The organism is Thermosporothrix hazakensis (genome assembly GCF_003253565.1).
Taxonomy (GTDB): Bacteria; Chloroflexota; Ktedonobacteria; order Ktedonobacterales; family Ktedonobacteraceae; genus Thermosporothrix; species Thermosporothrix hazakensis.
On record NZ_QKUF01000011.1, the window covers coordinates 35,551 to 57,084 of the forward strand.

Here is a 21,534-nt window from a genome sequence, read left to right on the forward strand (position 1 = left end):
TTTATGCGATTTCTATCGAACCTAATGAAACGCATGAAATAATCTTCAGTACGGCGAGAATTACGCCCATTTCTCTGCTGGATTATCAACAGGGGCAGCCGCTCTCAGAACAAGCGATTTCGACGCTTTTGAACACAGTTGACAGGGAGTTGAGATAGGAAGGGAAGAAAGATAGCTACATTGTTATAAATCTATCGAGCGCTGGATGCAGGCCGATTGACCCTGCATACCAGCCGCTCGGGAGACCTCGAAAACTGAATAGGATGTATCGGGATCGCCTGTCGTCTAGCTTTCAGGGGTGATGCTTACAGTGCCTGTAAAGCCATCGACGGTGATCGTCTGGCCGGTGGCGATGGTCTCGGTTGCACCGGGAACGCCGACAACTGCCGGAATGCCGTACTCGCGGGCTACGACAGCTCCGTGTGACATTGGACCGCCCATTTCCATGACCAGCGCACCCGCCGTGAGAAACAGCGGTGTCCAGCCGGGATCGGTTGAGGGAGCTACAAGGATCTCACCCTGCTCAAGGCGGGCGTTGGTCGGGTCCAGGATCACACGTGCTGTGCCGGTAAGGTGGCCGGGCGAAGCCGCGATGCCGTGAAGCGTGATCGTTCCTTGAGCATCAGGCGGGATGGATCGTGCCTCTGGCTCGGTGCCATCCGAGAGTAGAACGCGTGGAACATGTTTCCGGCGCAGCTCGAACGCATAGGTTGCCCGCCGTTCGCGGACTTGCTCGCGAAAGTCCTTTCCTGCAAGGGCCTCATGCACCTCTGGAAGCGTCAGGAAGAAGATGTCTTCGGGGGTTTCCAGGTGATGTATGGCTGCAAGCTCCCTACCAATAGGCCAGAGTTGAGCGCGTGCAAAGGCCAGCAGCGAGACGATAGTGAATTTTGGCAACTCGCGCAAGCCAAGTAGCAGACGCATGCGGTGGAGGGCAAAAGCGACGGCCTTTCCTCTCAGCCAGCTCTTATGGCGGGCGCGACGGATCAGCGTTCTGATCTTCTCTTCGGCTTCTCTGGTGCCTCGCTTGAACTGGATATCGGGGGCCTGTTCCGGTTGTGTGTGTCCGAGAAAGTTTGCCAGAATATCAAAAATGGGTTCAGGCTTTTCGGACCAGCGCGGCAGGCCGGCATCGATCTCAGCGATGCCACGTTGTCCGTACTGGTGAAGGAAGGTCTGAAGCTCGCTTTGTACGAGGTGCGGAAGTGTCCCTTCATGATAGCGTTGGGCCAGCCGGGCGGAGCTCTCATGCAGGAGCAGTTGACGTATCTCATTGTCCCGGGCGAACTTCTGTGCCAGCGTCCAGAGGGTCAGGTCCATCTCGGTCGTGACGTTGAGAGGCAAGCTGCGCATGACCTGTTGCAGCTCGTCAGCGGTGGCAAGCCCTTTCAGCAGTTTGTTTGTCAGCAGCATTGAGAGCATACCCGCGCCGAGAAATGGAATGATGCGCTCGATGTATTGGGGCGTTCTGGCGAAGCAGGCCTCTATGCTGGCGAGCCGTTGGGCTGCGGTCGCATGAAGCGGGTACCTGAAGCGTGCGTTCAAGCTCTGCGAGCAGGGTGGCACGCATCTGTACGGCCTGCTCTGGTCGCAACATTCCCCGCAGGATGCGAGACGGGAGACGAAGTCGTAACAGGATACGAAGCGTGAAGAGCAGCGAGGCGCCGCGTGAGGTGCGCGTGAGTGAGAGCCGCTTGTCCTGCACGAGCTGCTTGAAGATGGGTTGCGTTCGGCTTTCTGCGCTGCCCATCAACGCGATCAGGAGTTGACGGGCAACCACGTTCCTGAGCGGCGTTGTCATATCCAGAAAGAGGCGCATTCCAGCATCTTTGAGAAACGTGGGCTCGGGTGTGGCTGGCGGCATGCCGAGAAAGGTCGCAATCGCTGTGCCTACCCGCTTCAGAAGCGAGCTTCCCAGGGGCGTAAAGGGCCGAAATACGCCCTGTACAACGTTGAGCGAAAAGTACACGCGTAGCTTGTCGTCGCTGTCCGGTGCATCGGCGGGCAGAGGATAGAGCGTGGTAATCGGTCGTGCCTGAAGCAGCCAGAGCTTTCCCTGCACGTCGATAGACCATTCGATGTCCTGCGGTGCTCCGTAATGCTGTTCGACGCGCTGCCCGAGCCGCGCCAGCTCTCTGATCTGTTCATCGCTCACGCAGGCCTCATTCGCTGAAGATAGCGCGACGCGTTCCGTGCCGCCACCTGCTGTGGCGCGGATCTGTAGCTGCTTCTCGCCAATATGGCGCTCAAGAATCCGCCCTGCAAGGGTATCGACGACGAAATGATCGGGGTTGACCGCGCCTGATACCACAGCTTCGCCCAGGCCAGGGCTGGCGTCAATGACGGCCTGTCGACGTTTCCCGGTCAGCGGGTTGGCGGTGAAGAGCACGCCTGCGACCCGAGAATCAATTAACCGTTGCACCACGACGGCAAGCCGCACCGTATGCGGATCAATGCCATTTTTTGCTCGGTAGCTGACCGCTCGCTCAGTCCAGAGGGAAGCCCAACAACGCCGTACGGCATCCAGCACAGCAGCTTCGCCGACGATGTTCAGGTAGGTATCCTGCTGACCGGCAAAGCTGGCAAACGGCAGGTCTTCGGAGGTTGCAGAGGAGCGCACCGCCACCGGCTGCGAGGGGCCAAGCTGTCGATATGCCTGTATGATGGTCTGCTCCAGCTCTTTCGGGATCGGAGCCTCATGAATCCGTGCCCGCATGCGAGCGGCAAGTTCGGCCAGGCGCTCGGGCTCTTTTGTCTGCTCAAGCTCGTCCAGCAGCGGCGCAAGGTCGAGCTGTTGCGTTATCAGCAGGTAGGCATCGGTTGTGATGGTGAAGCCGGGAGGAACCGGAAACCCCGCCCGCGTGAGCTCGCTTAGATTATAGGCTTTCCCGCCAGTACGCTCAATAGAGGAACTGGCTGTAAAAGGAAGAAGTAGCGAATTGGTCATCGTGGCTCCTTTGAAGGTTCGGTTTTTTCTCTCTTAATATAATTGACTGATTAATTAATAATTATAGTATACAACGAGAATGCGCTGTACGTCTACCCTTTCGGATAGGTGCAATGATGCCCTACGCTCGAAAAATATGTTCTATATCTACTATGTATCGCGAAATGTATTTTATTGTTTCCGCTTGAGCCGCTCGATCAGCATGTAAATGCTCCATTGGGTGAGCAAGAAGGGGAGCGGCAGCGCGAGCTATCCTCTTTTTTCTGGGGCTGCTATATAGTTATGATGGATAAAAAGATGAAAAAGAACATTTATTCTGTGGAAATAGACAAAACGCGCCTCTTTATGGTATAAATGTTGATAGGTGTGTGATTGAGCAATGAAACATGGTGCCTTTGTGCTCAGAAATGCTCCTGGGCGGATGGGAGAGATAAAGACATCATTTTGAGCGTTTGTCGTAGCATCAGTTTCTATCCAGTAGAAGAGGCATCGCTTTCATGTGATTTCACGCAAGCAAGAAAGCGTGCCAGGAGGAACAACATGACTTCTTTCAAGCAGGAGCTCATTGAGCCGCGCAGCCTGATCGACCAGTATCAGCGAGTGCGTCGCTTCACTGAGTCCCTTTGTGAGCCGCTTGAGACCGAAGATTATGTGATTCAGTCAATGCCAGATGTGAGCCCGACGAAGTGGCATCTTGCTCATGTCACCTGGTTCTGGGAAACGTTTTTGCTCGCAAGCCGACAGGCGAATTACCGCTCGCTTCATCCCCAATATGCCTACCTTTTTAACTCCTATTACAACTCGCTCGGGCAGCGCCATTGTCGGCCAAAACGAGGCCTGATCTCGCGCCCGACGGTCAAGGAGACCTACGAGTATCGGCGTTATGTAGATGAACATGTGCTGGCTTATCTTCAGCAGCTTGATGAGGCACAAATGGCCGAGCTTGCACCGCTGATCCAGCTTGGCCTGAACCATGAGCAGCAGCATCAGGAATTGATGCTCACTGATATCAAGCATGTGTTTGCCTCGAATCCGCTGTACCCCGCCTACACCGAATACAAGAGGCCAGGCGTGACAGAGGTTCCATCGCTGGCATGGGTCTCGTTTCCGGAAGGGGTGTATGAGATTGGCCACGAGGGCAACGGCTTTGCGTATGACAACGAGGGACCACGCCACAAGCAGTATGTGCAGGCGTTTCAACTGGCCTCACGTCTGGTAACGAACGGGGAGTATCTGGCTTTTATGGAAGATGGTGGCTATGAAAACCCGCTCCTCTGGCTCTCTGAAGGGTGGGCAACCGTGCAGCAAGAGGAATGGCAGGCTCCGTTCTACTGGGAGAAACGCGACGGCCAATGGTGGGCGCTGACGCTCTCGGGGCTGCGCGCGGTTGATCCGGCTGAACCCGTGTGCCATGTGAGTTACTTCGAGGCCGACGCCTACGCTCGTTGGGCGGGCGCACGGCTCCCGACCGAGGCTGAATGGGAAGTCGCGGCGCGTACCGTTCCTGTTACTGGCAATTTTGTGGAGCAGGGGCATTTCCATCCGACTCCGCTGGCGAGCGCACCGCAAGCAGGCACGCTGACGCAGATGTATGGGGATGTATGGGAGTGGACCCAGAGCTCCTATTCGCCGTATCCGGGCTATCGGCCCTCGGCAGGAGCGGTCGGAGAGTATAACGGAAAGTTTATGTGCAATCAATATGTGCTGCGCGGCGGTTCTTGCGCAACCTCGCTCTCACATATCCGCCCGACCTATCGCAACTTCTTCCCGGCAAACGCACAATGGCAATTTATGGGTATTCGACTCGCACGGGAGGTGTAACATTTCTGTACATAGAAGAGGCTCATTGGTGCTCTATGACTTCGAGCCGCGCCTTCAGACCTTTCGTGAAGAGGTCTTGCAGGGGCTTCAGAAGTCACCAAAAGAGCTACCAAGCAAGTACCTGTATGACGAGGAGGGATCGCGCCTGTTCGAGCAAATCTGCGAGCAGGAGGAATATTACCTCACACGTACTGAGATGTCGATTATGCAGGAAAAACTTCCTGAGATGGTTGAGCTTATCGGTCCGCAAGCCCTGCTGATCGAATATGGAAGCGGTAATAGTATGAAGACGCGTATGTTGCTTGAAGCACTGCACGATCCGGCAGGCTATGTGCCGATTGACATCTCGCGTGTCTTCCTGTTGCGGGCTGGAATGGCTCTGGTGGCGGCTTACCCCCAATTGGAGGTACTGCCGGTATGCGCCGATTATACCAGCGAGTTTGAGATCCCGACACCACAAAAGCCGGTTGCTCGTCGTGTTGCCTATTTTCCCGGTTCCACCATCGGCAACTTTGACCCGGAGCCCGCGCGGCACTTCCTGAGCCACGTCGCTCGGGCCTGCCGGGGTGGTGGCCTGCTGATCGGGGTTGATCTAAAGAAGGATTTCAACCTGTTGCATGCCGCATATAACGATCGACAGCAGATCACGGCGCGTTTTAATCGCCATTTGCTGGTGCGTATGAATCGGGAATTGAATGCAAATTTCCAGCTTGATCGTTTTGCCCATTATTCATTCTATAATCCTGGAGAAGGGCGAATCGAAATGCACCTTGTAAGCCTGCAAAATCAGATAGTGCGTATCGGCGATGTGGACATTGAGTTCAAGCGTGGTGAAAGCATCTGGACCGAGAACTCATACAAGTATACCCTTGAAGAGTTCGCTCTGCTGGCCGAGTCAGCGGGTTTCAGGGTCAGGCAGGTCTGGACAGACCCGCAGGAGTGGTTCAGTATTCAATTTCTTGAAGCCGTCTAGCAAGCAGGCCGGGGAGCTTCTGCTTGCCCGGCTTCTTTTCGGTGGGCGAAAGGCGTGTGTATTCCTCGTAAAATGCGCCCGACCCGAAACAGGGGGTGTGCAGTGAAAGAGGTCAATGATGCTGATTGGCCGCTTGCTCCCCTTTTCAGTCAGGAAGGGAAAGCGGCGCACCAAGCACGACAACTTGTCGCTCTATGGTGTTTTGCCAGAGGCGCACTTCGTGCGTTTGCGCATGAATTGCTCCCAGTGGATCCTTCTCACCAGGCCTGTGGAGCCCGATCCAGACATTCCCCTGTTCCGCCAGAAAGGCGATTTCCCAGGGCACAGTAAAGCGGGCAATGATTCGCTGCCCTTCTGAAACCAGACGCATTCCGTTACTCTATCCTCCACAATGCTGATAGAAATTCCCGATTCTCCCTTTTTCTCTGCACCTTATAGTATAAACCATAAGCTTGAGAGGTGCGAATACCTTCACCTGTCCAAAAGACCAGAAAATGCTAATTGGCTGATACAAGCATCCAGGGGAGCGCTCTATAGTGGTGGTAGATATTGGATTTGAATCATAGGAGGAATGAAAAATGAAAGAAGCGCCGATGATGGTGCTAGAGCAATATACAGGCCGGTCGAGAGCGAGTGCAGTATCCGGGAACAAGCAGGTGCCGCTGTGCTTGCTGGACGGGCAACGCAGGCTGTTCTGACTCAACCAGCACATCCACAGCTTGAGATGCTGGAAATCATATGCAACAGAAGCCCGAATCAGAACAATACGGATCCGCTCAGGCGAATAGCGCGTTCGCCTGTTCCTGTTGAAGCGCACGAGAGAAGCGGCCTGTCGTGAAAGAGGTGGAAAAATACCCGACATGCCGATTGTGAACGACAAAATGCCGCTTCTCATCCCTGCTTTGCCCGCTTTATTGTGCGGGCGTGCCGAAGAAGGTATGATACCATGTTCGGACAGAACCTCGTGCGCGAGGCCCCAGAAGGGTACGTACGTCCTCCAGGGTCAGTTTTGGATTGCTGCGCAGGAGCGCGTGAACCCGCTGCCTACCGGTCGGCTGCCAGTAGCGAGTACGCTCCACGATCCAACTTGGATATCTTTTCTGCTTCATGATTGTTTCCTCTAGTCTGTTCCTTATGATATCCATTGTAGCGCATGAGGTACCTTTTGTCACGGGGGCAATACCGTTTTTCTCATGAAAATAGGGATTCTGCTTTCTCGTTTCTGGGTCTCAGGGAGGCTCTCAGTTATAGGAGTCCGGTGCCTTCTTGAGAGACTTCCACTGTTGCCCGTCATGCCCAAAAATAACCAGTCGTACCTGTTCACGCTCCACCAAATCAAGGAGTTTTTGCGTACTGGCTCGCAACTGGTCTTCGTTGTCGTCAAGAGGCCACTTAGGCCGGTCGGGAACAAACAGGCGCTGTAATGAGACGGCATCAATAGTAAGCAGGACGGGGCCCGTTTGTGGCAGACGTACAAGTACTGATTGATGCCCGTAGGCGTGTCCGCTGGTTTCAAGCAGCGTCAAACCGGGGAGCAGTTCTGTATCGCCATCAATGAGCCGATAGCGCAGCGCTGGATGATCCCAGTGCGCGCGGGCCGGGGCGTAGCGCTCGTGGCCGCTTTTCGCCTGCTCGTAGTGCTTGCGCTGGACGATACATTCTGCCCGGGTAAAAGCATCATGGTAGCCTGCATGATCTACATCAAAATGCGTACAGATAAGTATGTCGATGTCTTCGGGCTGTATACCTAAATCGGCTAATTGGAGCAGTACATTTCTCTCTTCCTCGACCGGCATATGTTGCAAATACTCGGGAGGAAGCCCGCTGTCAATCAGAATGCGCTTGCCATCTATGGTTTCGAGCAGATAGCAGACGGCGTTTGCAATACCCGAGAAGTGGGAGCCGGTGACAACCTGCAAGAGATAGAGACGCTGAATTGCGGTTGTGTTCATGTTCGTCTTCCTTTCTGATCTTTCTCCTCTGTGAGACTGTAGAAAGTATACCTGAAGCAGGACAGAAATGCTGTGAGATGCTTTATAGACAGCGAGACGAAATTCTGCTATGGTTGGGTATAGAAAAAGAAGAAAGCGCGTTCTGCCTGTACGCCTGCTATGAGCCTCTCTCATAAGAGAAATTTCTAGCGCCTCCGATATAAAGAATGGTCGATAGTGGGTCAGGTTGCCTGCCCCCTCATTCTATAGTAAGTTCATTGTTCGGATAGATTTTCTCCAGGTCGTTTGCTGCTTTGTGTACATCGATTCGTTCATATACCCCTTGACAAACTTACAACGTAAGATTATACTCTGTTTATAAACTTACATCGTAAAATAAAAAGGGGTAGAATAATGAATTACGGGCAAAACGAACAGGTTGTCATGGGCATGTTTCAGGCTATCAATGATCGTCAGCTTGATCGTCTGACAGATTATATTGCGTCTGATGTGATCGACTATAACAAGATCATTTTCGGTGAAGCCGATGAGCCTGGAGCCGCCTTTGATGGGATACGACAGCAGTTGGCCGCCTTCAATCCTTATCATATAGACGTGGAAGAGCTGATTGCGAAAAATGATCGGGTAGTTGCGCGGATTATCCAGCGTGGGGTACATTCAGGGTTTCATCCTCGCATGCCGGAGCCCACATATCGCAGCTTTACAGTTGAAATCATGTTGCTGTTCACGCTGAAGGATGGGAAAATCTCGGAAATACGGGGGGTAAGTGATCGGCTCGGCCTCTTCTTCCAACTGGGCTGGAAATGGCCTGAAGTCGATTAGCTGCGGTAGGAAGCCCTGTTGTGGCCCGAGAGCGCTGGACTTCGGCAGGTTTTTCAGGTAGTATCAAAGCAGAGGAAGGTGAGTGTGATGCCTGTCACGACGATCATCAGTGATATTGCCGGGGTCCTGTTGCTCAAGCGACCCGCGTGGGAGGCCGTGCGACGCCAATGGGAGCAACATGCCAGGCTGAAAGAGGGCGAGATCATGCGGGCGCTCTTCACAACAGAACTGGATGAGGCGGCTATCTTTGGTCGCGTGTCGCAGGAAGCGCTTGTTCAGCAGGCGAGCGCCCGGGTCGGGATTGATCTCACAGTATTTGTAGAGGAGATATGATTTGCACCTCCATCACGAACTGGCGACGTTTTTGCATAGTCTGCGTCCGCGCTACAAAGTGGCTTTGCTCAGCAATGCCTGGTCGGAGGCGAGAAGCGACTTCAACCGTCTGTTCCACCTGGATCGCTTTGTTGATCTTCAGATCTTTTCTGCTGAGGAAGGGCTTGCCAAACCGGATGAGCGCATCTACCGTCTGGCCTTAACGCGGCTTGGAGTGGCTCCTGAAGAGACGCTTTTTCTTGATGATCGGCTTGAAAACATACTGGCCGCGCAACGATGAGGAATTCTGGTGCTTCATTTTGACGAGAACCGCTCAGGTATTTCTGAAATACAGCGTTTCCTCAAGCCCTTGTCCTGATCTGCGTTGCTAGCAGCCAGCCGGGCAAAACCGGGGAAAAGGAGAGTAGAGAATACATTGCCGTTTCATGTATACTATAATCAGCAGAGAGAAGCAGAACATGTTCTTTAGCAAGAGAAGAGTGGAGATGCCCGGATGAATTCTTGCAAAAATGGATCGCGCTGTATCTATACTGTAACCGTGCCGACACCGCGGCGTGCTCGGTCTCATCATCATGTGATTAAAAGGAACGAGAGCTATATACAGCGGCTGGTAGAGGCCTATCAGTGGACGTATGGGGGTGAATATCAGGGGGAACACACGGCAGCGGAACCACCCTTTTTTTTCCCGCATGATATCCTGCTGATGTCGCTGAAGACGGCTGCTGACATGGGTATCAGGAGTAGCGACGATTTTTATGGTGGGCTGGTTCCTGAGCCATTTCTTGCAACAAAAGTGATCATGCATCCGCTGGTTTCTGCTCATGCACAGCGGCCTCGGGGCTGGTCTGATCAGTTTGCTGAAAGCAGGCGTGAGGCCGTCCCGGTAGGTTTTGCGGCTTTCAGTAAGGAAGATGCGCGTGAGGCCGGTCGGTTGCTTCTGGCCGAGGCTGGCGCGGTGCGAGCGAAAGATCCCACGCGTGCAAGTGGCAGGGGACAGACAGTGATACGCTCACTTGCTGAGCTGGAAGCGCTGCTTGCGCGGCTTGATGATGAGAAGCTGGCATGTAATGGCTACATTTTTGAGCGGAATTTGTTGCAGGCCAGAACGTTGTGTGTTGGAATGAGTCGTATAAATGGTGATATAATTAGTTATTACGGGAAACAGAGGCAGATAGAGGATAAAGAGACACAAGAAGTCGAGTATGGTGGAACCGATCTGGTGGCGGTTCGTGGTGAATACGAGGAGCTGGCGCGACTCCTGCCCTTTGACGAGTACTTGCAGCAAGCCATCAAGCAGGTCGCGGCGTTTCATCGCGCCTTGAGCCTGTACGAAGAAATAGTAGTTTCACGCATGAACGTTGATGTCGTGCAGGGGTATGATGAGAAAAGCGGGCAGTGGTTCTCTATTCTGACAGATCCATCTTTTAGAGCTGGTGGTGCGCCTGATCTGGTGGCGCTTGCAGAGCTGAGAAAACATCAACATGTGAGGAAAGTTGTGGTTTCGGGCTATAATACCTATTACCAGGAGAACGAGGAACCGCCTGTTATCCCCACTGGAGCAACCATCCATTTCCATGGCAAAGATGAAGCGTTTCTCCCGGAGAAGTATATGTTGATTTATTCAAAGGTTGAGCGCCTGCTTCTTTAGTGGAAAAGCCCGATACGGCTGCTTGTTGCGATACTTTTGCGACCATTTCGCGATAGATATGCGACAGCGTGAGGGTAATATTGGACCAGAAGATAACGAAGTCGGAGGTCCAATATGCAGGCAGACGTATCGATGGAAGGAAGGACACCACGTTTCTGGGGACTGGTGCAGGCGGAACTGATGAAGCTCTATAAGCAACCGCTGATCTGGGTGGCGGCGCTTGTCGTGCTCGCTGCGATTGCCGGGATGAACTTTCTTGCATTGATGAATTATTCCTCTTCTCCGGATCTAGCGGAAAATCCGGCACATCAGGCAGCATTGTTCTGGAAGTTTCAAATGAGCTTTCTGATCGGGTTGCGCATGTTTGGTGGTGCCTTTCTGATGTTCGCCACTGCTTACCTGATTGGTATGGAGTACCAGCACAGCACGATTCGCGTGCTGATCGGGCGGGGCGTGAACAAGCTTGCTCTACTGTATGCGAAGGGAATTGCGCTGCTGCTGGTGGCGCTGGTGGTGCTGGTAGGGGGCCTGCTGGCTCACGCGCTTGGTTCGTTGCTGGTGGCGCTGCTGGTGACGGGCAATCTAAATGTACTAAAGGCGGTAGATAGCGGGCTTCTTAGCGATGTGGGTCTGTACGCTTTGACGCTCGTGATGAGCGAGGTGGTGACGGTTATCATGACGATGGGGGTGACAGTGCTTGGTCGTTCGCTGGCATTCGGCATGACTGCTGCTTTTAGCTGGTTTGCCGTTGATAATATGCTCCCCTCGTTTCTCTCGCTTGCGGCCAGTTTCACGCATAATGCCTTTTTTGTGGATGTGCAGCAATATCTTCTTGGGCCCGCAATCAATATTCTGCCCAAAAAGCTGATCGGTGACAAAATACGGGTTGCTTTTGGTCCACAGGAGGCGAATCTGCCGTTTGCGGGTTTGCTGGGCGTTATCGCTGTCTACACGGTTGTTTTCCTGGTGGTGGCGACAGTGCTGATGGCGAGACGCGATGTCCATGAATAGGAGAGCCAGTACATTCCTGACTCTCCTGCTTGCTTACGCGGGCTTCCAGAGCGCCGGGACGTTGGGTGGCTCCCAACCGGGCAACGCGGTGTGAGCCTGAAGACAGATGTATGTCACGCCATTATAGAGGACGCGATCACCCACTTTATACGCGGTTCCCGCCTGCCAGGTTGTTTGAGGCGTGCTGGTAGGCGTCACTGTCTGGGTGGGTGTTGGGGTTGTGGTTTTGGTCGGTGTGGGTGTGGTCGGTGTGCCGCCGCCCCCGCCGTAGCTTCCAAAGATCTGCGAGAAGGCGAACGGGCTTTGCTGGACGCCGCTACACGTGGGCGAAAGCTGGCCCGTGCTGGAGCAGGCTCGATCCCGGGCAATTGACCAGAAGGAGAGCATGCCGAGCTGCTTCTGTTGGGCGAACGAGACCAGTTCCTGGGCGTCCTGAGTGGTGAAAATCTCCGAGCGATCATCGTTCACGCCAATCATAGGAGTGACGCCAATTTTTGCCCAGGACATCCCGGGAATAATGCTCTGTAGCTGCGAATAGGTGCTATTTGCGGCATCAATGGCAGCTTGCCCCATATCGGTCGTACCGTTGTAGTAGTCCATCGCCATGACGTTTACGATGTTGATATCAACACCGTTCTGCACGGCATTCTTCAGCATATCAAGGCCGTATTGCGTCAGACCGGAGGGCATGACGGGTAGGGTGAAGGAGATCTTCAAGCCGGGATTGGCGCGTTGTAGTGCGGCAATTGCTTTGTTCCGCAGGTCGTTCTTATCAGCGTAACCGAGCGCGCCGCCCTCAATATCAAAGTCGAGATGGGTGAAGTGATACTGGTCAATGACGGCCTGATACTGCGCCTGAAGCGCGCTCACGGATGGACAGACGAGCGCCAGTTCAACGCCGCTTGCGCCTCCAAAAGAGGCGATAACATCTCCTCCTGCATTTCGGACCGTAGAGACAATCGACTGTACCGGCTCGTAGGTGAGTGGCAAGCCAGCCCACGAGGCTTTACAGTTGCCTCCATCGATGACGAAAGCAAGCGTATAGAAGCGAGAGCCGCCATTCTGGATCGCTTCGGCAATCGGGGGCGAGAGCGTGACATCCGCATAGGGGGCCGTGTATCTGGCCGGAATGCCCTGTGCATGCGCGTCCTTGCTTTGCCAGAGAACCAGGCTTACAGTCACGATCATCAGCATGACCGCGCAGATGCCTGGAAGAAGAAACGTCCGTTGTTTCATCTGCTTGTGCTCCTTTTGTTGCGCAATCCCTCGCGCAACGAGAATCAACACTGGCTTCTGTTGAATGAGTGAGGTAAAGGGGCAAACGAGCTCATTACAAGTTACTATAAAATGAAAAACTCTATTTGTCAAGACATCTATACCACTCTTCTAAAGAAGCCTGCTGTTTGAGCTGAGGAAGCGAAGGAGAGAAGCTATTTTCCAAGCAAGCAGCAAAACATCTATTTTCTGGTGATATATGATAGGAAGAATGGTATAGAAGCCTTTTCCTTCCAGACTACTTGAGTTACAATAGTGATGTAGAATAGATTTTCGAGGGGATAAGTTGAGAGTAGCTCTTCTTCTATCCAGGGAGCTGATTTTTTGATTCGTTATTTGCGAATTGACATATGCTTTCACTTTATTTTAAGATGTCATATATACTTATTTTATCCAACTTTCTGGGGGAAAAAAGCGAACTGATAGAAGAAAAGAACGGCCCAAATGTTCAGACTTTTTCTCTGAAACGTTTTGTAGATAGATATTTGTAGCCTGTGGCTTATTTCATTCCTGGAGGATTTTTCAATGAAGAAAGCGCCGTTTGCTCCTCCCGATCTCAGAATTGCAGGGCTGTTCATTTGTTTTCTGGTCCTTGTTCCCTTACTGGCCGCCTGTGGGTCTTCGGGAAATGGTACGACCACGCTGGTTGTCTGGACGGTTGAGGCGAACCGGCTGGCCAAGTCCGGTCAGGAGGGAGTCTATGCGCACTATCTGGTGGACCAGTTCCAGAAAGAGCATCCAAATGTAAAGGTAAAGCTGGAGGATCATGGATGGGACGAAGAGCTTCGGCAGAATTTGACCACGGCCTTGCTCGGTGGAACTGCTCCTGATGTGGTGATTGGTGAGTCGTTTTTTCGGCAGTTTGCGGCCTTGAATGCGCTGCTTCCGCTTGAGAATGAGCTTGGTGACCTGAAGAACGATGTGGTCCCTGCAACCTATGAGGGAAGCATGTATCAGGGGCACATCTATACGCTTTCGGCGTATACGGGCGTTTTCGGACTTGAACGCAACTGTGAGGTAGTGAAAAAGGCTGGCTTCGATTGTGACAAGCCTCCTCAAACGTGGGATGAGTTGCTGAAGCAGGCTCAAACAATCACGCAGAAAGAGCAGCCCAACCATTACGGCTACACGTTACAGGGGCCCGCTGGCTTCTCTATCGGGGCGGTGTTGCGCCTCTCAGTCTATCTGGCACAGGCTGGAGCCTCGCTATGCAAGGATGATTGTAGCAAACCCTGGTTTGACAACCCGAAAGCGGTTCCGGTATACGAGTTCATTCGCAAACTGAACAAGACAACCCCGCCGGGTCTGACCTTTAACTCCGATGAAGGTCAGCTCTACATGCAGCTTCATAAGGGCAAGACCGCCTATCAGATCGGAGGGAGCTGGCATGTTGCTGCCTCGAAAACAAACGGCTGTGGCGATTGTCGCTATAGTCCGGTACCGATTCCTCAGGGAGGCAAGAATGCAAGCGTGCTGGTGGCTGATGTGCAGTATGCGGCTCTGAAACAGAGTAAAAACCCGGATCTGGCAAAGGCGTTTGTGCGCTTTATCGCGCGGGATGATACGCAGCTCAAGGCGTACGAAGAGCGACAAACGCTCCCGACTAACAAGAAGGCACTCCAGAAATTGCGCTCGCAGGTTGATCCCGCAACGCAACAATTTATTGATACGCTGCTCAACAGTGAACTGCATTCCCTGCCCCAATGGACGAAGAATCCACAGAAGGTGTGGAGCGCCTACAACGATATGTTAACGAAGCTGCTGACAACGGATGCCCCCGTTCCTCAGTTGCTCTCTGATGCGCAGAAAGCAGCGGAGCAGGCGGTGCAATAGGGCTGTGGAGGATGTTTTATGGATGTTCCAACGAAGGCTTCGGTGAAAGAGGATGCGTCGACGATGCCGTCGCGCCGGTCAAGCTGGCGCGTGCGGCACCGACAGAGCCTCTTCGCCTGGGCTGTCCTTACCCCTCTGCTGGTCTACTACTGCATCTTTAATGTGATTCCGGTCATTCTGAATCTGGTTGTCAGCTTTGCCGAGTGGAGCGGGTTTGGCGAGATACAATGGGTCGGCCTGCGGAACTATATCGCATATTTTACCGATCCTGCCTATCTGCTGATGCTGGTGAATACCGCCGTGTTTGCGCTGGTGATTCTGGCAATTCAAACGCCGCTTGCATTTCTGGTGGCCCTGTTGCTCAATCAGCAGGTGCTGGCGCGGGGGCTGCATCGCTCGCTCTGGTATGTGCCCACGCTCACCTCGGCTGCGGTCATGTCGCAGGTGGCCTCGCTCTTCATCGATCCATACGGGGGAATGCTCACTGAGCTGACAAAAGCGCTCGGGCTCTCGCCGCTCGTCTGGACGACGGACGCGACCTTTATGCGCGTGTTTATTATCGTCTTTTCAATCTGGCGCGGGCTTGGCAACCCGGTCGTCCTGTTTCTGGCGGGTTTGCAGGGGATCGCGGTCGAGCTTTATGAGGCTGCTCGCGTGGATGGCGCGTCGGGCTGGAACGTTTTGCGCTATATCACTCTTCCCTTGATGCGCCCCATGATCGCTTTTGTGCTTGTAACCAGCACGATTGGTGGCTTTCAGATCTTTGAGGCGGTCTATATCATCTCGAAGGGGGGCCCGCTCAATCAGACGAACGTGATGCTGGTGCAGATCTACAACGATGCCTTTGCGAACGGTAATTTCGGCATGGCGAGCGCGGGGGCAACGATTCTCATGCTGATTCTGCTTGGCTTCAGTATCCTGAACATCCGCTTATTGCAGCGAGGCTAATGAAGGAGGAAAGGATGAAGGCTGTTCAGCAGCTATCGCCGCGGAAAATCTGGGGCCAGACGCTTGCTCAGCTTGTGCTGATTGCAGGCAGTATCTTTATGGCGTTTCCACTGGTCTATCAGCTTGTCGCCTCGTTCTGTACACAGCAGGCGTTTTTGCACAGCGGTTGGTTTCCGATTCCCGATTCGCTCTACCTGGGAAATTATGTGCAGGCGTTTGTGGCGCTGCAAACGGGCAATCTGCTTGTCTGGATTTTCAATACGCTGGTGCGAATCGTCTGGTATATTCTGGTGCCAGGTGTTGTGGCGGTTCTGGGAGGCTATATCTTCTCGCGGCTTCAGTGGCGGGGGCGCGAGGCGATGTTTGTGGTACTGCTGGCCTCGATGATCGTTCCCTCGATCGTTTATATGTTGCCACAGTATCTGTTGCTTGCGCGCTGGCCTCTGGCGGGCGGGAATGATATTGTTGGGCAGGGTGGGCATGGCTTTATTAACGATTGGCCTGCGTTGCTGTTGCCCAATCTGGTGAACGCTTACTATATCTTCCTGTTGCGTCAGACGTTCTATTCGATTCCCTCTGACTATGAGGATGCAGCGCGGGTCGATGGCGCGAACACGCTTCAAGTGCTCTGGCATGTTTATCTGCCAATGCTCAAGCCCGCGTTGACCGTGCTGGTCATTTTTCAGAGTATGCATATCTGGAATGACTATATCTGGCCGCTTGCGACGGTTGGCGGAAACGCTGATCTCTGGACCATCTCCGTTGGCGTGCAGCGCGCGATGACGATGGTTTCCGATGAGCATAGCCATATGTTGAACTATCCGCTGGCGTTCACCCTGGCGACACTGACGACGATTCCGATTGTTCTGTTGTTCCTGTTCTTGCAGCGCTACTTTAAAGAAGGTGTACAGGGAATGGGATTGAAAGGCTGATGAGGGAGGCATCTACTGGCCCTCGATGGAGAGCCGGTAGACGCCTTGCATGCTGTTACGGGTGGTATTGCGGCAGGCCGTTCGCCTGTCGATAGAGCTGAAAGAAGTGGTCGCCACGAACCGCAACATAGTTTGCGCCAAGTGCCTGCGTAATTTTCAGTGCGTCTCTGGCGGGGATGGTATCCCAGGCGGAGAGCTGCACCGAGATGAATAGCGGCGACGTGCCGTCCCAGTTCGCCGAATCCTGCTTGATCGCTTCAATGGTGCGATCTACGTTGACCTCGTGCACGCGCAGGGAGACAGGAAGGCCGGCGACGGTGCTGGTTTTGCCGTGACTGTCGTAGTTGTAGAAGACACCAGGCGGGTTCATGTAGTCTTTGTAGGCCCGGGCGATCGCATCGGAGGGGCTATATTGCGTGTCCAGCACATCAACGGTGGTGATGCCCAGTTCCTTCAGGTAGCGCCGCGAGTGCTCGAAATAGACAGCAAGATTGCTCTTCGGCCACTCGGACGGGTTAAAGTAGCCCATGCCCGACGGGCCAGCGATCAACTGATCATTCGGGGTTGCCGTCGTCTGGTAGTAGTTCAGGATGAGTGGCGAGGCGTCACGGAGCAGGGGCGAAATGGTCCAGTTGAGAGGCACCTTACCGCGATTGGGATCATTCCAGAGCTCGTACATGTGATGCTCGTTATACTGGAGATTATCGCCATCGCTCGCAACATAGGTGAGGTAGATCTTGTTTTCCAGGTTTGGTGTGGCAGGCGTGGCGGGTGGCTGGTTCGCGCGAGGGATGCCAGAATGCACGGTGAGATTGGTGAACCAATCGGCTGCCAGGGTGTAGATGCCGTGCCGCGAGAGCATGCGCACGCCGTCGGGCTCGCTATCGAACCAACCGAGATATGGCGTTCCGGGCTGGACCTGCGAGGCGATCTGCTCGAAAAGCCTGGCTTCGCTCGGCCGGTTGGCTGAGAGCCAGAAGACCATAGCACGGTTCGCGACGACATAATCGCGTAGATTGCCAAACGGTTTCCCGATATCGGAGGTGTGTTCGGGCTTGATGCCGGTCGCCGAGATCTTATACTCGTTCCACATGTCAAGCGAGATGGTAAGCTGTCTGGTATCGGCAGGCGGCGTGAAGCGATAGACGAAGTAGCTTGTCCCGTCCGCGAAGCGATGCTGATCGGTCGGGCCATACGAGCAAGAGGAGCTATCGTGATCGAAGACGTACTGTTCCTCGTCGTCGCTACAGGGGATGAAATGGGCGATCACCTGACCATCTGCTTTGACCGTGACTTCGTGCACCGAAGGGCCCCAACCGCCCTGTGGGAAGGAGTCTTGCAGGCGAACGTAAATCGATTCGTTGCCCAGGAAGTTGGACAGATCGATGTCATACACCTTATGATTTGAGCCGTTTGTGATCTCGTTGGTTTCCTCGGCAACGACCTGGAAATGCTTCCAGTTGTCCTCTGGAATCGAGCTGGCTGCCGTCGGGGCCAGACCAAAGAGCAGGCGATGGTTCGCTTGTGGCCAGAGGTTTGCGATCTCCCAGTTGACGACCTCAAGCCGGGTTTTGAAGCGCCCGCGTAGATCCTCAAGGATGGGGAGTTTGTACGGTGCGGCGGTCAATTTTGCGACCATATCAGGGTGAACGACAATACCCGTTTTGATACCTGCGAGCGTAGTGGCGGCGTTGATGGTATCGGGAGTATCGGGGTCATAAATAATGATACCTCTGATCTCATGCGTATATTTGCTGATCAGTTTCCAGGGATCGGTGTACGTAGTAAGGGGGAGTTTCGACTTTTCCAGCCATGTGGTTGCTCCCTCACGCGCGTTGTGTTCGATCAGATAGATGCGCGGTCGCTCCCGGTTGATGTTGCCTTCGAGTGTGGCAAGTGTCAATTGCATCTCGGCTGATTGCTCGCCCATATCGATCACATCCAGGTGCCCTGGCCGGGCGAACGTCGGGAGTTGTTGACCAGCGGGCCAACTGATTCCTTTCTGGTTGGCATCTGGTGCTGCAGGGGAAGCAAATGCAGTTGGTGTATGTATTATGCTCATCAGCGTGCAGAGGGTAAGCAGGGAGACGATACAGAGGCTTACCTTTGGCCGCTTCCAGACAGTGTGTACCATTGGGTCCCTCCTGATGTGCATCACTGCAAAAGAGATCAGATCGATAGCGCGTTCTTGCGCTCCGCCATAAAGAGGCAGCTCGTGCGCCTGCATGGTTGATATAGCTGAAGACCTCCTTGCTGGTAGGTATTCATCAAATGATAGAGAAAAGTAGATACCGTCGAATGGGCCCTGCAAAGGGATTTTACCATGCATAAGCTCTCCTGGAAGGTGCAAGAGTACAGGAATGAAAGGGCAAGCTCTAAGGGAAATAATACCATAGAAAGGAACGTTTTGTACAGTTGTTTTATGGAATGTTCACTGTGAAAGGGGATTATTGTATAGACATATAGAGATATTGAGCCGACATTGGTCCATGCTTGCTGAGCGTGTGTGCGAGGCATCTACCTGCCCTCAATCGAGAGCCGGTAGACGCCTGTGCACGAGCGAGTCTACTTCGATTTCAGCAGGCTATTTGGGTAAGCCGTTTGCCTGGCGCACGAGCTGGAAGAAGTGGTCACCGCGAACCGGCACGAATTTCGAGCCAAGCTGCTGTGTGAGGTAGACCACATCAGAGGGGGTCGTTTCCCAGGCGATCAACTGCACCGAGATGAACAGTGGAGACGTGCCATCCCAGTTCGCGGCTGCTTGCTGGATATCGGCCAGGATTCGATCTCGGGTGAGATCGTGGATCTGCACCGAAACGGGGAGCCCTTCGACAACGCTTGTCGTGCTTTTGGTGTCATACATGTAGAAGGCACCGTTCACGCCCATATTCTTCTTATACGCCTGGGCGACGCGCGTGTTGACATTGCCGCTATCGAGCACCGCAATCGTGGTCAGGCCGGTTTGCCGAAGGTATTGCTTTGTGTGCTCAAAGTAGGTGGGAAGCTCGTCCTGCGGCCACTCGGTTGGATAGAAATAGCCCATGCCCGAGGGTCCGGAAATCAAGACGTCGTTCGCGGTGGCCGTGCGCTGGTAGTAGTCCAGAATGAGCGGCGAGGCGTCACGGAGCAGGGGTGAGATCGTCCAGCTAATGGGCACCTTGCCTCGATCTGGGTTGTTCCAGAGCTTATACATGTAGCGCTCGTTATACTGGAGATTGTCGCCGTCGCTCATCACATACGAGACATAGATCTTGTTCTCCAGCTTCGGCGTGGCTGGCACGGCGGGAGGCTGCATCGAGCGTCGCGTGCCTGAATGTACGGTGAGATTGGTGAACACATCTGCTGCGACCACATAGACGCCATGTTTTGATAGCATATGCACACCGGCAGGCTCGATATCGAACCAGCCGAGGTAAGGTGTTTCGGGCTGAACCTGCGAGGCAAGCTGCTCGAACAGGCGCGACTGGGTGGGATTCACGGTCGAGAGCCAGAAGACCATAGCGCGGTTTGCGACGGCATAATCGCGCAAAGCACCATAAGGCCGCCCGACGTCAGAGGTCTGCTGTGGCTTGATGCCGGTCGCCGAAACCTTGAACTCGTTCCACATGTCGAATGAGACAACGAGCTGTTTCGTACCAGCAGGCGGCGCAAAGCGATAGACGAAATAGCTTGTTGCATCAGCAAAGCGATGCTGGTTATTCGGGTCATACAGGCATGAAGAGCTATCGTGATCGAAGACGTATTGTGCTTCCTCATCGCTACAAGGCGTGAATTGCGCGATCACCTGGCCATCTGCCTTCACTGTCACCTGATGGACCGCGGGCCCCCATCCACCCTGAGGGAAAGAGTCCTGAAGGCGCACGTAGACGGCCTCGTTGCCCAGGAAGTTGGACAGATCGATGTCGTAGACTTTGCGGTTCGAGCTATCCATAATCTCGCGAGTCTCTTGCGCGACAACCTGGAAGTCTTTCCAGTTGTCTTCGGGAACGCCAACGCCGAGTGTGGGGCTGAGGCCAACCAGCATGCGGTGTGAAGCCTGGGGCCACAGGTTCGCGATCTGCCAGTTGATGACATCCAATTTGGTCTTAAACTTCCCGCGTAGATCCTCAAGAATAGGGAGTGTATACGGTGAGGTGGTTAGTTTTGCGACCATATCAGGGTGAACGACGATCCCTGTTTTGATACCTGCCAGCGTGGTTGCAGCATTGATGGTATCGGGAACTGTTGGATCATAAATAATGATGCCCTTGATCTCGCTCTTATACTTTTTGATGAGATACCAGGCGTCATTGTACAGCGTATAGGGGATACCAGAGTGCTTGAGCCAGGTGTATTTTCCCTCATCTGAATTGTCCTCAAGCAGGTAGAGTCGGGGTTTGGTCCGGTTGACATTGCCTTCGAGCGTGGAGAGTGTCAGATCCATTTCGTAGGATTGCTTGCCCATGTCAATCGCGTCCAGGTGGGTTGCTTGAGCGAACCTAGGAAGTGCCTGTCCTTCGGGCCAGCTTATACCTTGAGGCTTTGCTGTCGCTGCGGACGCGGATTGAGGTTCCAGGAAGCTGACGAGCGTGCAGAGAGTAAGCAGGGAGGCAATAAGAAGGCTTATTACGCCGGGCCGCTTCCAGGTGGTTTGTGTCATTGGGTCCCTCCTGATGTGCGTCACTGCAAAAGGCCTGGATAAGAACGTCCGTCCTGATCCGGCATAACATGGAAAAAGAGGCGGAACATGCACCTTGTATCGGAGCGAGTCAGCCCTTTTTCTGACAAAAGGCTTTGCAGAACAACCATGTGCTGAAAGCGCGTCCATTGCGCTTCCACCGGGTGTGAACTTCTGCAAAGGTGGTAAGAGCACATATTTCTTTTGGCGTGAAAGAACATGCTCTCCGTGACATATTACCATATGATTCGGTACTTTGTACAGGTGAATGCTAGACATATGTGGCCGCTCTTTGTCTATACATATATGGACATTGAACGAACATGCAGATCAGGAGGCAAGAAAAAAGGCGCCCGCAGACTCCCGGAGAGAGCCTGTAGAC

General features: G+C 53.7%; 19 protein-coding genes. 11 read left to right on the forward strand and 8 right to left on the reverse strand.

Annotated features, from left to right (window positions below; all coding sequences use genetic code 11):
* Positions 1–285: 285 nt before the first annotated feature.
* Together EI42_RS33330 and EI42_RS33335 are read right to left on the reverse strand one after the other, a co-directional pair.
* A complete protein-coding gene (locus EI42_RS33330) occupies positions 286–1,422 on the reverse strand; it encodes a PEP-utilizing enzyme (RefSeq protein WP_211326208.1) in 1,137 nt (378 codons plus the stop codon).
* On the reverse strand, positions 1,370–2,947 hold the full coding sequence (locus EI42_RS33335) for a PEP/pyruvate-binding domain-containing protein (RefSeq protein ID WP_211326209.1): 1,578 nt from the start codon (positions 2,945–2,947) through the stop codon (positions 1,370–1,372). Before EI42_RS33335 ends, EI42_RS33330 begins: the two co-directional genes overlap by 53 nt.
* A 540-nt stretch (positions 2,948–3,487) precedes the next feature.
* Between EI42_RS33335 and egtB the strand changes: the two genes are divergently transcribed.
* The gene (gene egtB / locus EI42_RS16305; RefSeq protein ID WP_111323686.1) at positions 3,488–4,768 is read left to right on the forward strand and encodes an ergothioneine biosynthesis protein EgtB; all 1,281 of its coding nucleotides are present in this window, start codon (positions 3,488–3,490) and stop codon (positions 4,766–4,768) included.
* A gap of 28 nt (positions 4,769–4,796) precedes the next feature.
* On the forward strand, positions 4,797–5,741 hold the full coding sequence (gene egtD / locus EI42_RS16310) for an L-histidine N(alpha)-methyltransferase (protein ID WP_170142676.1): 945 nt from the start codon (positions 4,797–4,799) through the stop codon (positions 5,739–5,741).
* Positions 5,742–5,886: 145 nt separating this feature from the next.
* Here egtD and EI42_RS16315 read toward each other — a convergent pair whose 3' ends face one another.
* Positions 5,887–6,111 (reverse strand): hypothetical protein, encoded by a 225-nt coding sequence (locus EI42_RS16315; protein WP_111323688.1) that lies wholly within the window; start codon positions 6,109–6,111, stop codon positions 5,887–5,889.
* A gap of 201 nt (positions 6,112–6,312) precedes the next feature.
* Between EI42_RS16315 and EI42_RS31965 the strand changes: the two genes are divergently transcribed.
* Entirely contained in the window at positions 6,313–6,579 is a 267-nt protein-coding gene (locus EI42_RS31965; RefSeq protein ID WP_137686418.1) for a hypothetical protein, read from the forward strand.
* Positions 6,580–6,652: 73 nt separating this feature from the next.
* On the opposite strand, the gene EI42_RS16320 is transcribed toward EI42_RS31965, so the two are convergent.
* Both EI42_RS16320 and EI42_RS16325 read right to left on the reverse strand, forming a co-directional pair.
* On the reverse strand, positions 6,653–6,850 hold the full coding sequence (locus EI42_RS16320) for a hypothetical protein (RefSeq protein ID WP_111323689.1): 198 nt from the start codon (positions 6,848–6,850) through the stop codon (positions 6,653–6,655).
* A 132-nt stretch (positions 6,851–6,982) separates the two neighbouring features.
* On the reverse strand, positions 6,983–7,693 hold the full coding sequence (locus EI42_RS16325) for an N-acyl homoserine lactonase family protein (RefSeq protein WP_111323690.1): 711 nt from the start codon (positions 7,691–7,693) through the stop codon (positions 6,983–6,985).
* A 393-nt stretch (positions 7,694–8,086) separates the two neighbouring features.
* Here EI42_RS16325 and EI42_RS16330 point away from each other — a divergent pair, with 393 nt between their 5' ends.
* From EI42_RS16330 to EI42_RS16350, 5 genes are all read left to right on the forward strand, one after another.
* Positions 8,087–8,515, forward strand: coding sequence for an ester cyclase (locus EI42_RS16330; protein ID WP_111323691.1), 429 nt, complete (start codon positions 8,087–8,089; stop codon positions 8,513–8,515).
* Between the two features lie 84 nt (positions 8,516–8,599).
* The gene (locus tag EI42_RS16335) at positions 8,600–8,848 is read left to right on the forward strand and encodes a hypothetical protein (RefSeq protein WP_137686419.1); all 249 of its coding nucleotides are present in this window, start codon (positions 8,600–8,602) and stop codon (positions 8,846–8,848) included.
* A 1-nt stretch (position 8,849) separates the two neighbouring features.
* Positions 8,850–9,128 carry an HAD-IA family hydrolase gene (locus tag EI42_RS16340; RefSeq protein ID WP_111323693.1) on the forward strand — a complete coding sequence of 93 codons (279 nt, stop codon included), beginning with the start codon at positions 8,850–8,852 and terminating at the stop codon, positions 9,126–9,128.
* A 213-nt stretch (positions 9,129–9,341) separates the two neighbouring features.
* Positions 9,342–10,496 carry a DUF3182 family protein gene (locus tag EI42_RS16345; RefSeq protein WP_111323694.1) on the forward strand — a complete coding sequence of 385 codons (1,155 nt, stop codon included), beginning with the start codon at positions 9,342–9,344 and terminating at the stop codon, positions 10,494–10,496.
* 114 nt (positions 10,497–10,610) lie between these two features.
* Positions 10,611–11,507 carry an ABC transporter permease gene (locus EI42_RS16350; protein ID WP_111323695.1) on the forward strand — a complete coding sequence of 299 codons (897 nt, stop codon included), beginning with the start codon at positions 10,611–10,613 and terminating at the stop codon, positions 11,505–11,507.
* Between the two features lie 33 nt (positions 11,508–11,540).
* Here the strand turns inward: EI42_RS16350 and EI42_RS16355 are convergent, their stop codons facing one another.
* Positions 11,541–12,743: a carbohydrate-binding protein gene (locus EI42_RS16355; RefSeq protein WP_111323696.1), complete on the reverse strand. Its 1,203-nt coding sequence runs from the start codon at positions 12,741–12,743 to the stop codon at positions 11,541–11,543.
* A 564-nt stretch (positions 12,744–13,307) separates the two neighbouring features.
* Here EI42_RS16355 and EI42_RS16360 point away from each other — a divergent pair.
* Genes EI42_RS16360 through EI42_RS16370 form a run of 3 tightly spaced genes read left to right on the forward strand, consistent with a single transcriptional unit; the run spans position 13,308 to position 16,495 of the window.
* Positions 13,308–14,615 carry an ABC transporter substrate-binding protein gene (locus EI42_RS16360; protein ID WP_111323697.1) on the forward strand — a complete coding sequence of 436 codons (1,308 nt, stop codon included), beginning with the start codon at positions 13,308–13,310 and terminating at the stop codon, positions 14,613–14,615.
* Positions 14,616–14,633: 18 nt separating this feature from the next.
* Positions 14,634–15,563: a carbohydrate ABC transporter permease gene (locus EI42_RS16365; RefSeq protein WP_111323698.1), complete on the forward strand. Its 930-nt coding sequence runs from the start codon at positions 14,634–14,636 to the stop codon at positions 15,561–15,563.
* Between the two features lie 14 nt (positions 15,564–15,577).
* On the forward strand, positions 15,578–16,495 hold the full coding sequence (locus EI42_RS16370; protein WP_170142682.1) for a carbohydrate ABC transporter permease: 918 nt from the start codon (positions 15,578–15,580) through the stop codon (positions 16,493–16,495).
* A gap of 55 nt (positions 16,496–16,550) precedes the next feature.
* Here the strand turns inward: EI42_RS16370 and EI42_RS16375 are convergent, their stop codons facing one another.
* Positions 16,551–18,722 (reverse strand): GxGYxYP domain-containing protein, encoded by a 2,172-nt coding sequence (locus EI42_RS16375; RefSeq protein ID WP_249033465.1) that lies wholly within the window; start codon positions 18,720–18,722, stop codon positions 16,551–16,553.
* Between the two features lie 357 nt (positions 18,723–19,079).
* On the reverse strand, positions 19,080–21,134 hold the full coding sequence (locus tag EI42_RS16380; protein ID WP_170142683.1) for a GxGYxYP domain-containing protein: 2,055 nt from the start codon (positions 21,132–21,134) through the stop codon (positions 19,080–19,082).
* Between the last annotated feature and the right edge of the window lie 400 nt (positions 21,135–21,534).

Bases quoted from the DNA above. Each gene is read 5' to 3' on its own strand.
- EI42_RS33330 (WP_211326208.1), bottom strand. From the start codon at position 1,422: ATGCTCTCAATGCTGCTGACAAACAAACTGCTGAAAGGGCTTGCCACC.
- EI42_RS33335 (WP_211326209.1), bottom strand. From the start codon at position 2,947: ATGACCAATTCGCTACTTCTTCCTTTTACAGCCAGTTCCTCTATTGAG.
- egtB (WP_111323686.1), top strand. From the start codon at position 3,488: ATGACTTCTTTCAAGCAGGAGCTCATTGAGCCGCGCAGCCTGATCGAC.
- EI42_RS16315 (WP_111323688.1), bottom strand. From the start codon at position 6,111: ATGCGTCTGGTTTCAGAAGGGCAGCGAATCATTGCCCGCTTTACTGTG.
- EI42_RS31965 (WP_137686418.1), top strand. From the start codon at position 6,313: ATGAAAAATGAAAGAAGCGCCGATGATGGTGCTAGAGCAATATACAGG.
- EI42_RS16320 (WP_111323689.1), bottom strand. From the start codon at position 6,850: ATGAAGCAGAAAAGATATCCAAGTTGGATCGTGGAGCGTACTCGCTAC.
- EI42_RS16325 (WP_111323690.1), bottom strand. From the start codon at position 7,693: ATGAACACAACCGCAATTCAGCGTCTCTATCTCTTGCAGGTTGTCACC.
- EI42_RS16330 (WP_111323691.1), top strand. From the start codon at position 8,087: ATGAATTACGGGCAAAACGAACAGGTTGTCATGGGCATGTTTCAGGCT.
- EI42_RS16345 (WP_111323694.1), top strand. From the start codon at position 9,342: ATGAATTCTTGCAAAAATGGATCGCGCTGTATCTATACTGTAACCGTG.
- EI42_RS16350 (WP_111323695.1), top strand. From the start codon at position 10,611: ATGCAGGCAGACGTATCGATGGAAGGAAGGACACCACGTTTCTGGGGA.
- EI42_RS16355 (WP_111323696.1), bottom strand. From the start codon at position 12,743: ATGAAACAACGGACGTTTCTTCTTCCAGGCATCTGCGCGGTCATGCTG.
- EI42_RS16360 (WP_111323697.1), top strand. From the start codon at position 13,308: ATGAAGAAAGCGCCGTTTGCTCCTCCCGATCTCAGAATTGCAGGGCTG.
- EI42_RS16365 (WP_111323698.1), top strand. From the start codon at position 14,634: ATGGATGTTCCAACGAAGGCTTCGGTGAAAGAGGATGCGTCGACGATG.
- EI42_RS16370 (WP_170142682.1), top strand. From the start codon at position 15,578: ATGAAGGCTGTTCAGCAGCTATCGCCGCGGAAAATCTGGGGCCAGACG.
- EI42_RS16375 (WP_249033465.1), bottom strand. From the start codon at position 18,722: ATGCAGGCGCACGAGCTGCCTCTTTATGGCGGAGCGCAAGAACGCGCT.
- EI42_RS16380 (WP_170142683.1), bottom strand. From the start codon at position 21,134: ATGACACAAACCACCTGGAAGCGGCCCGGCGTAATAAGCCTTCTTATT.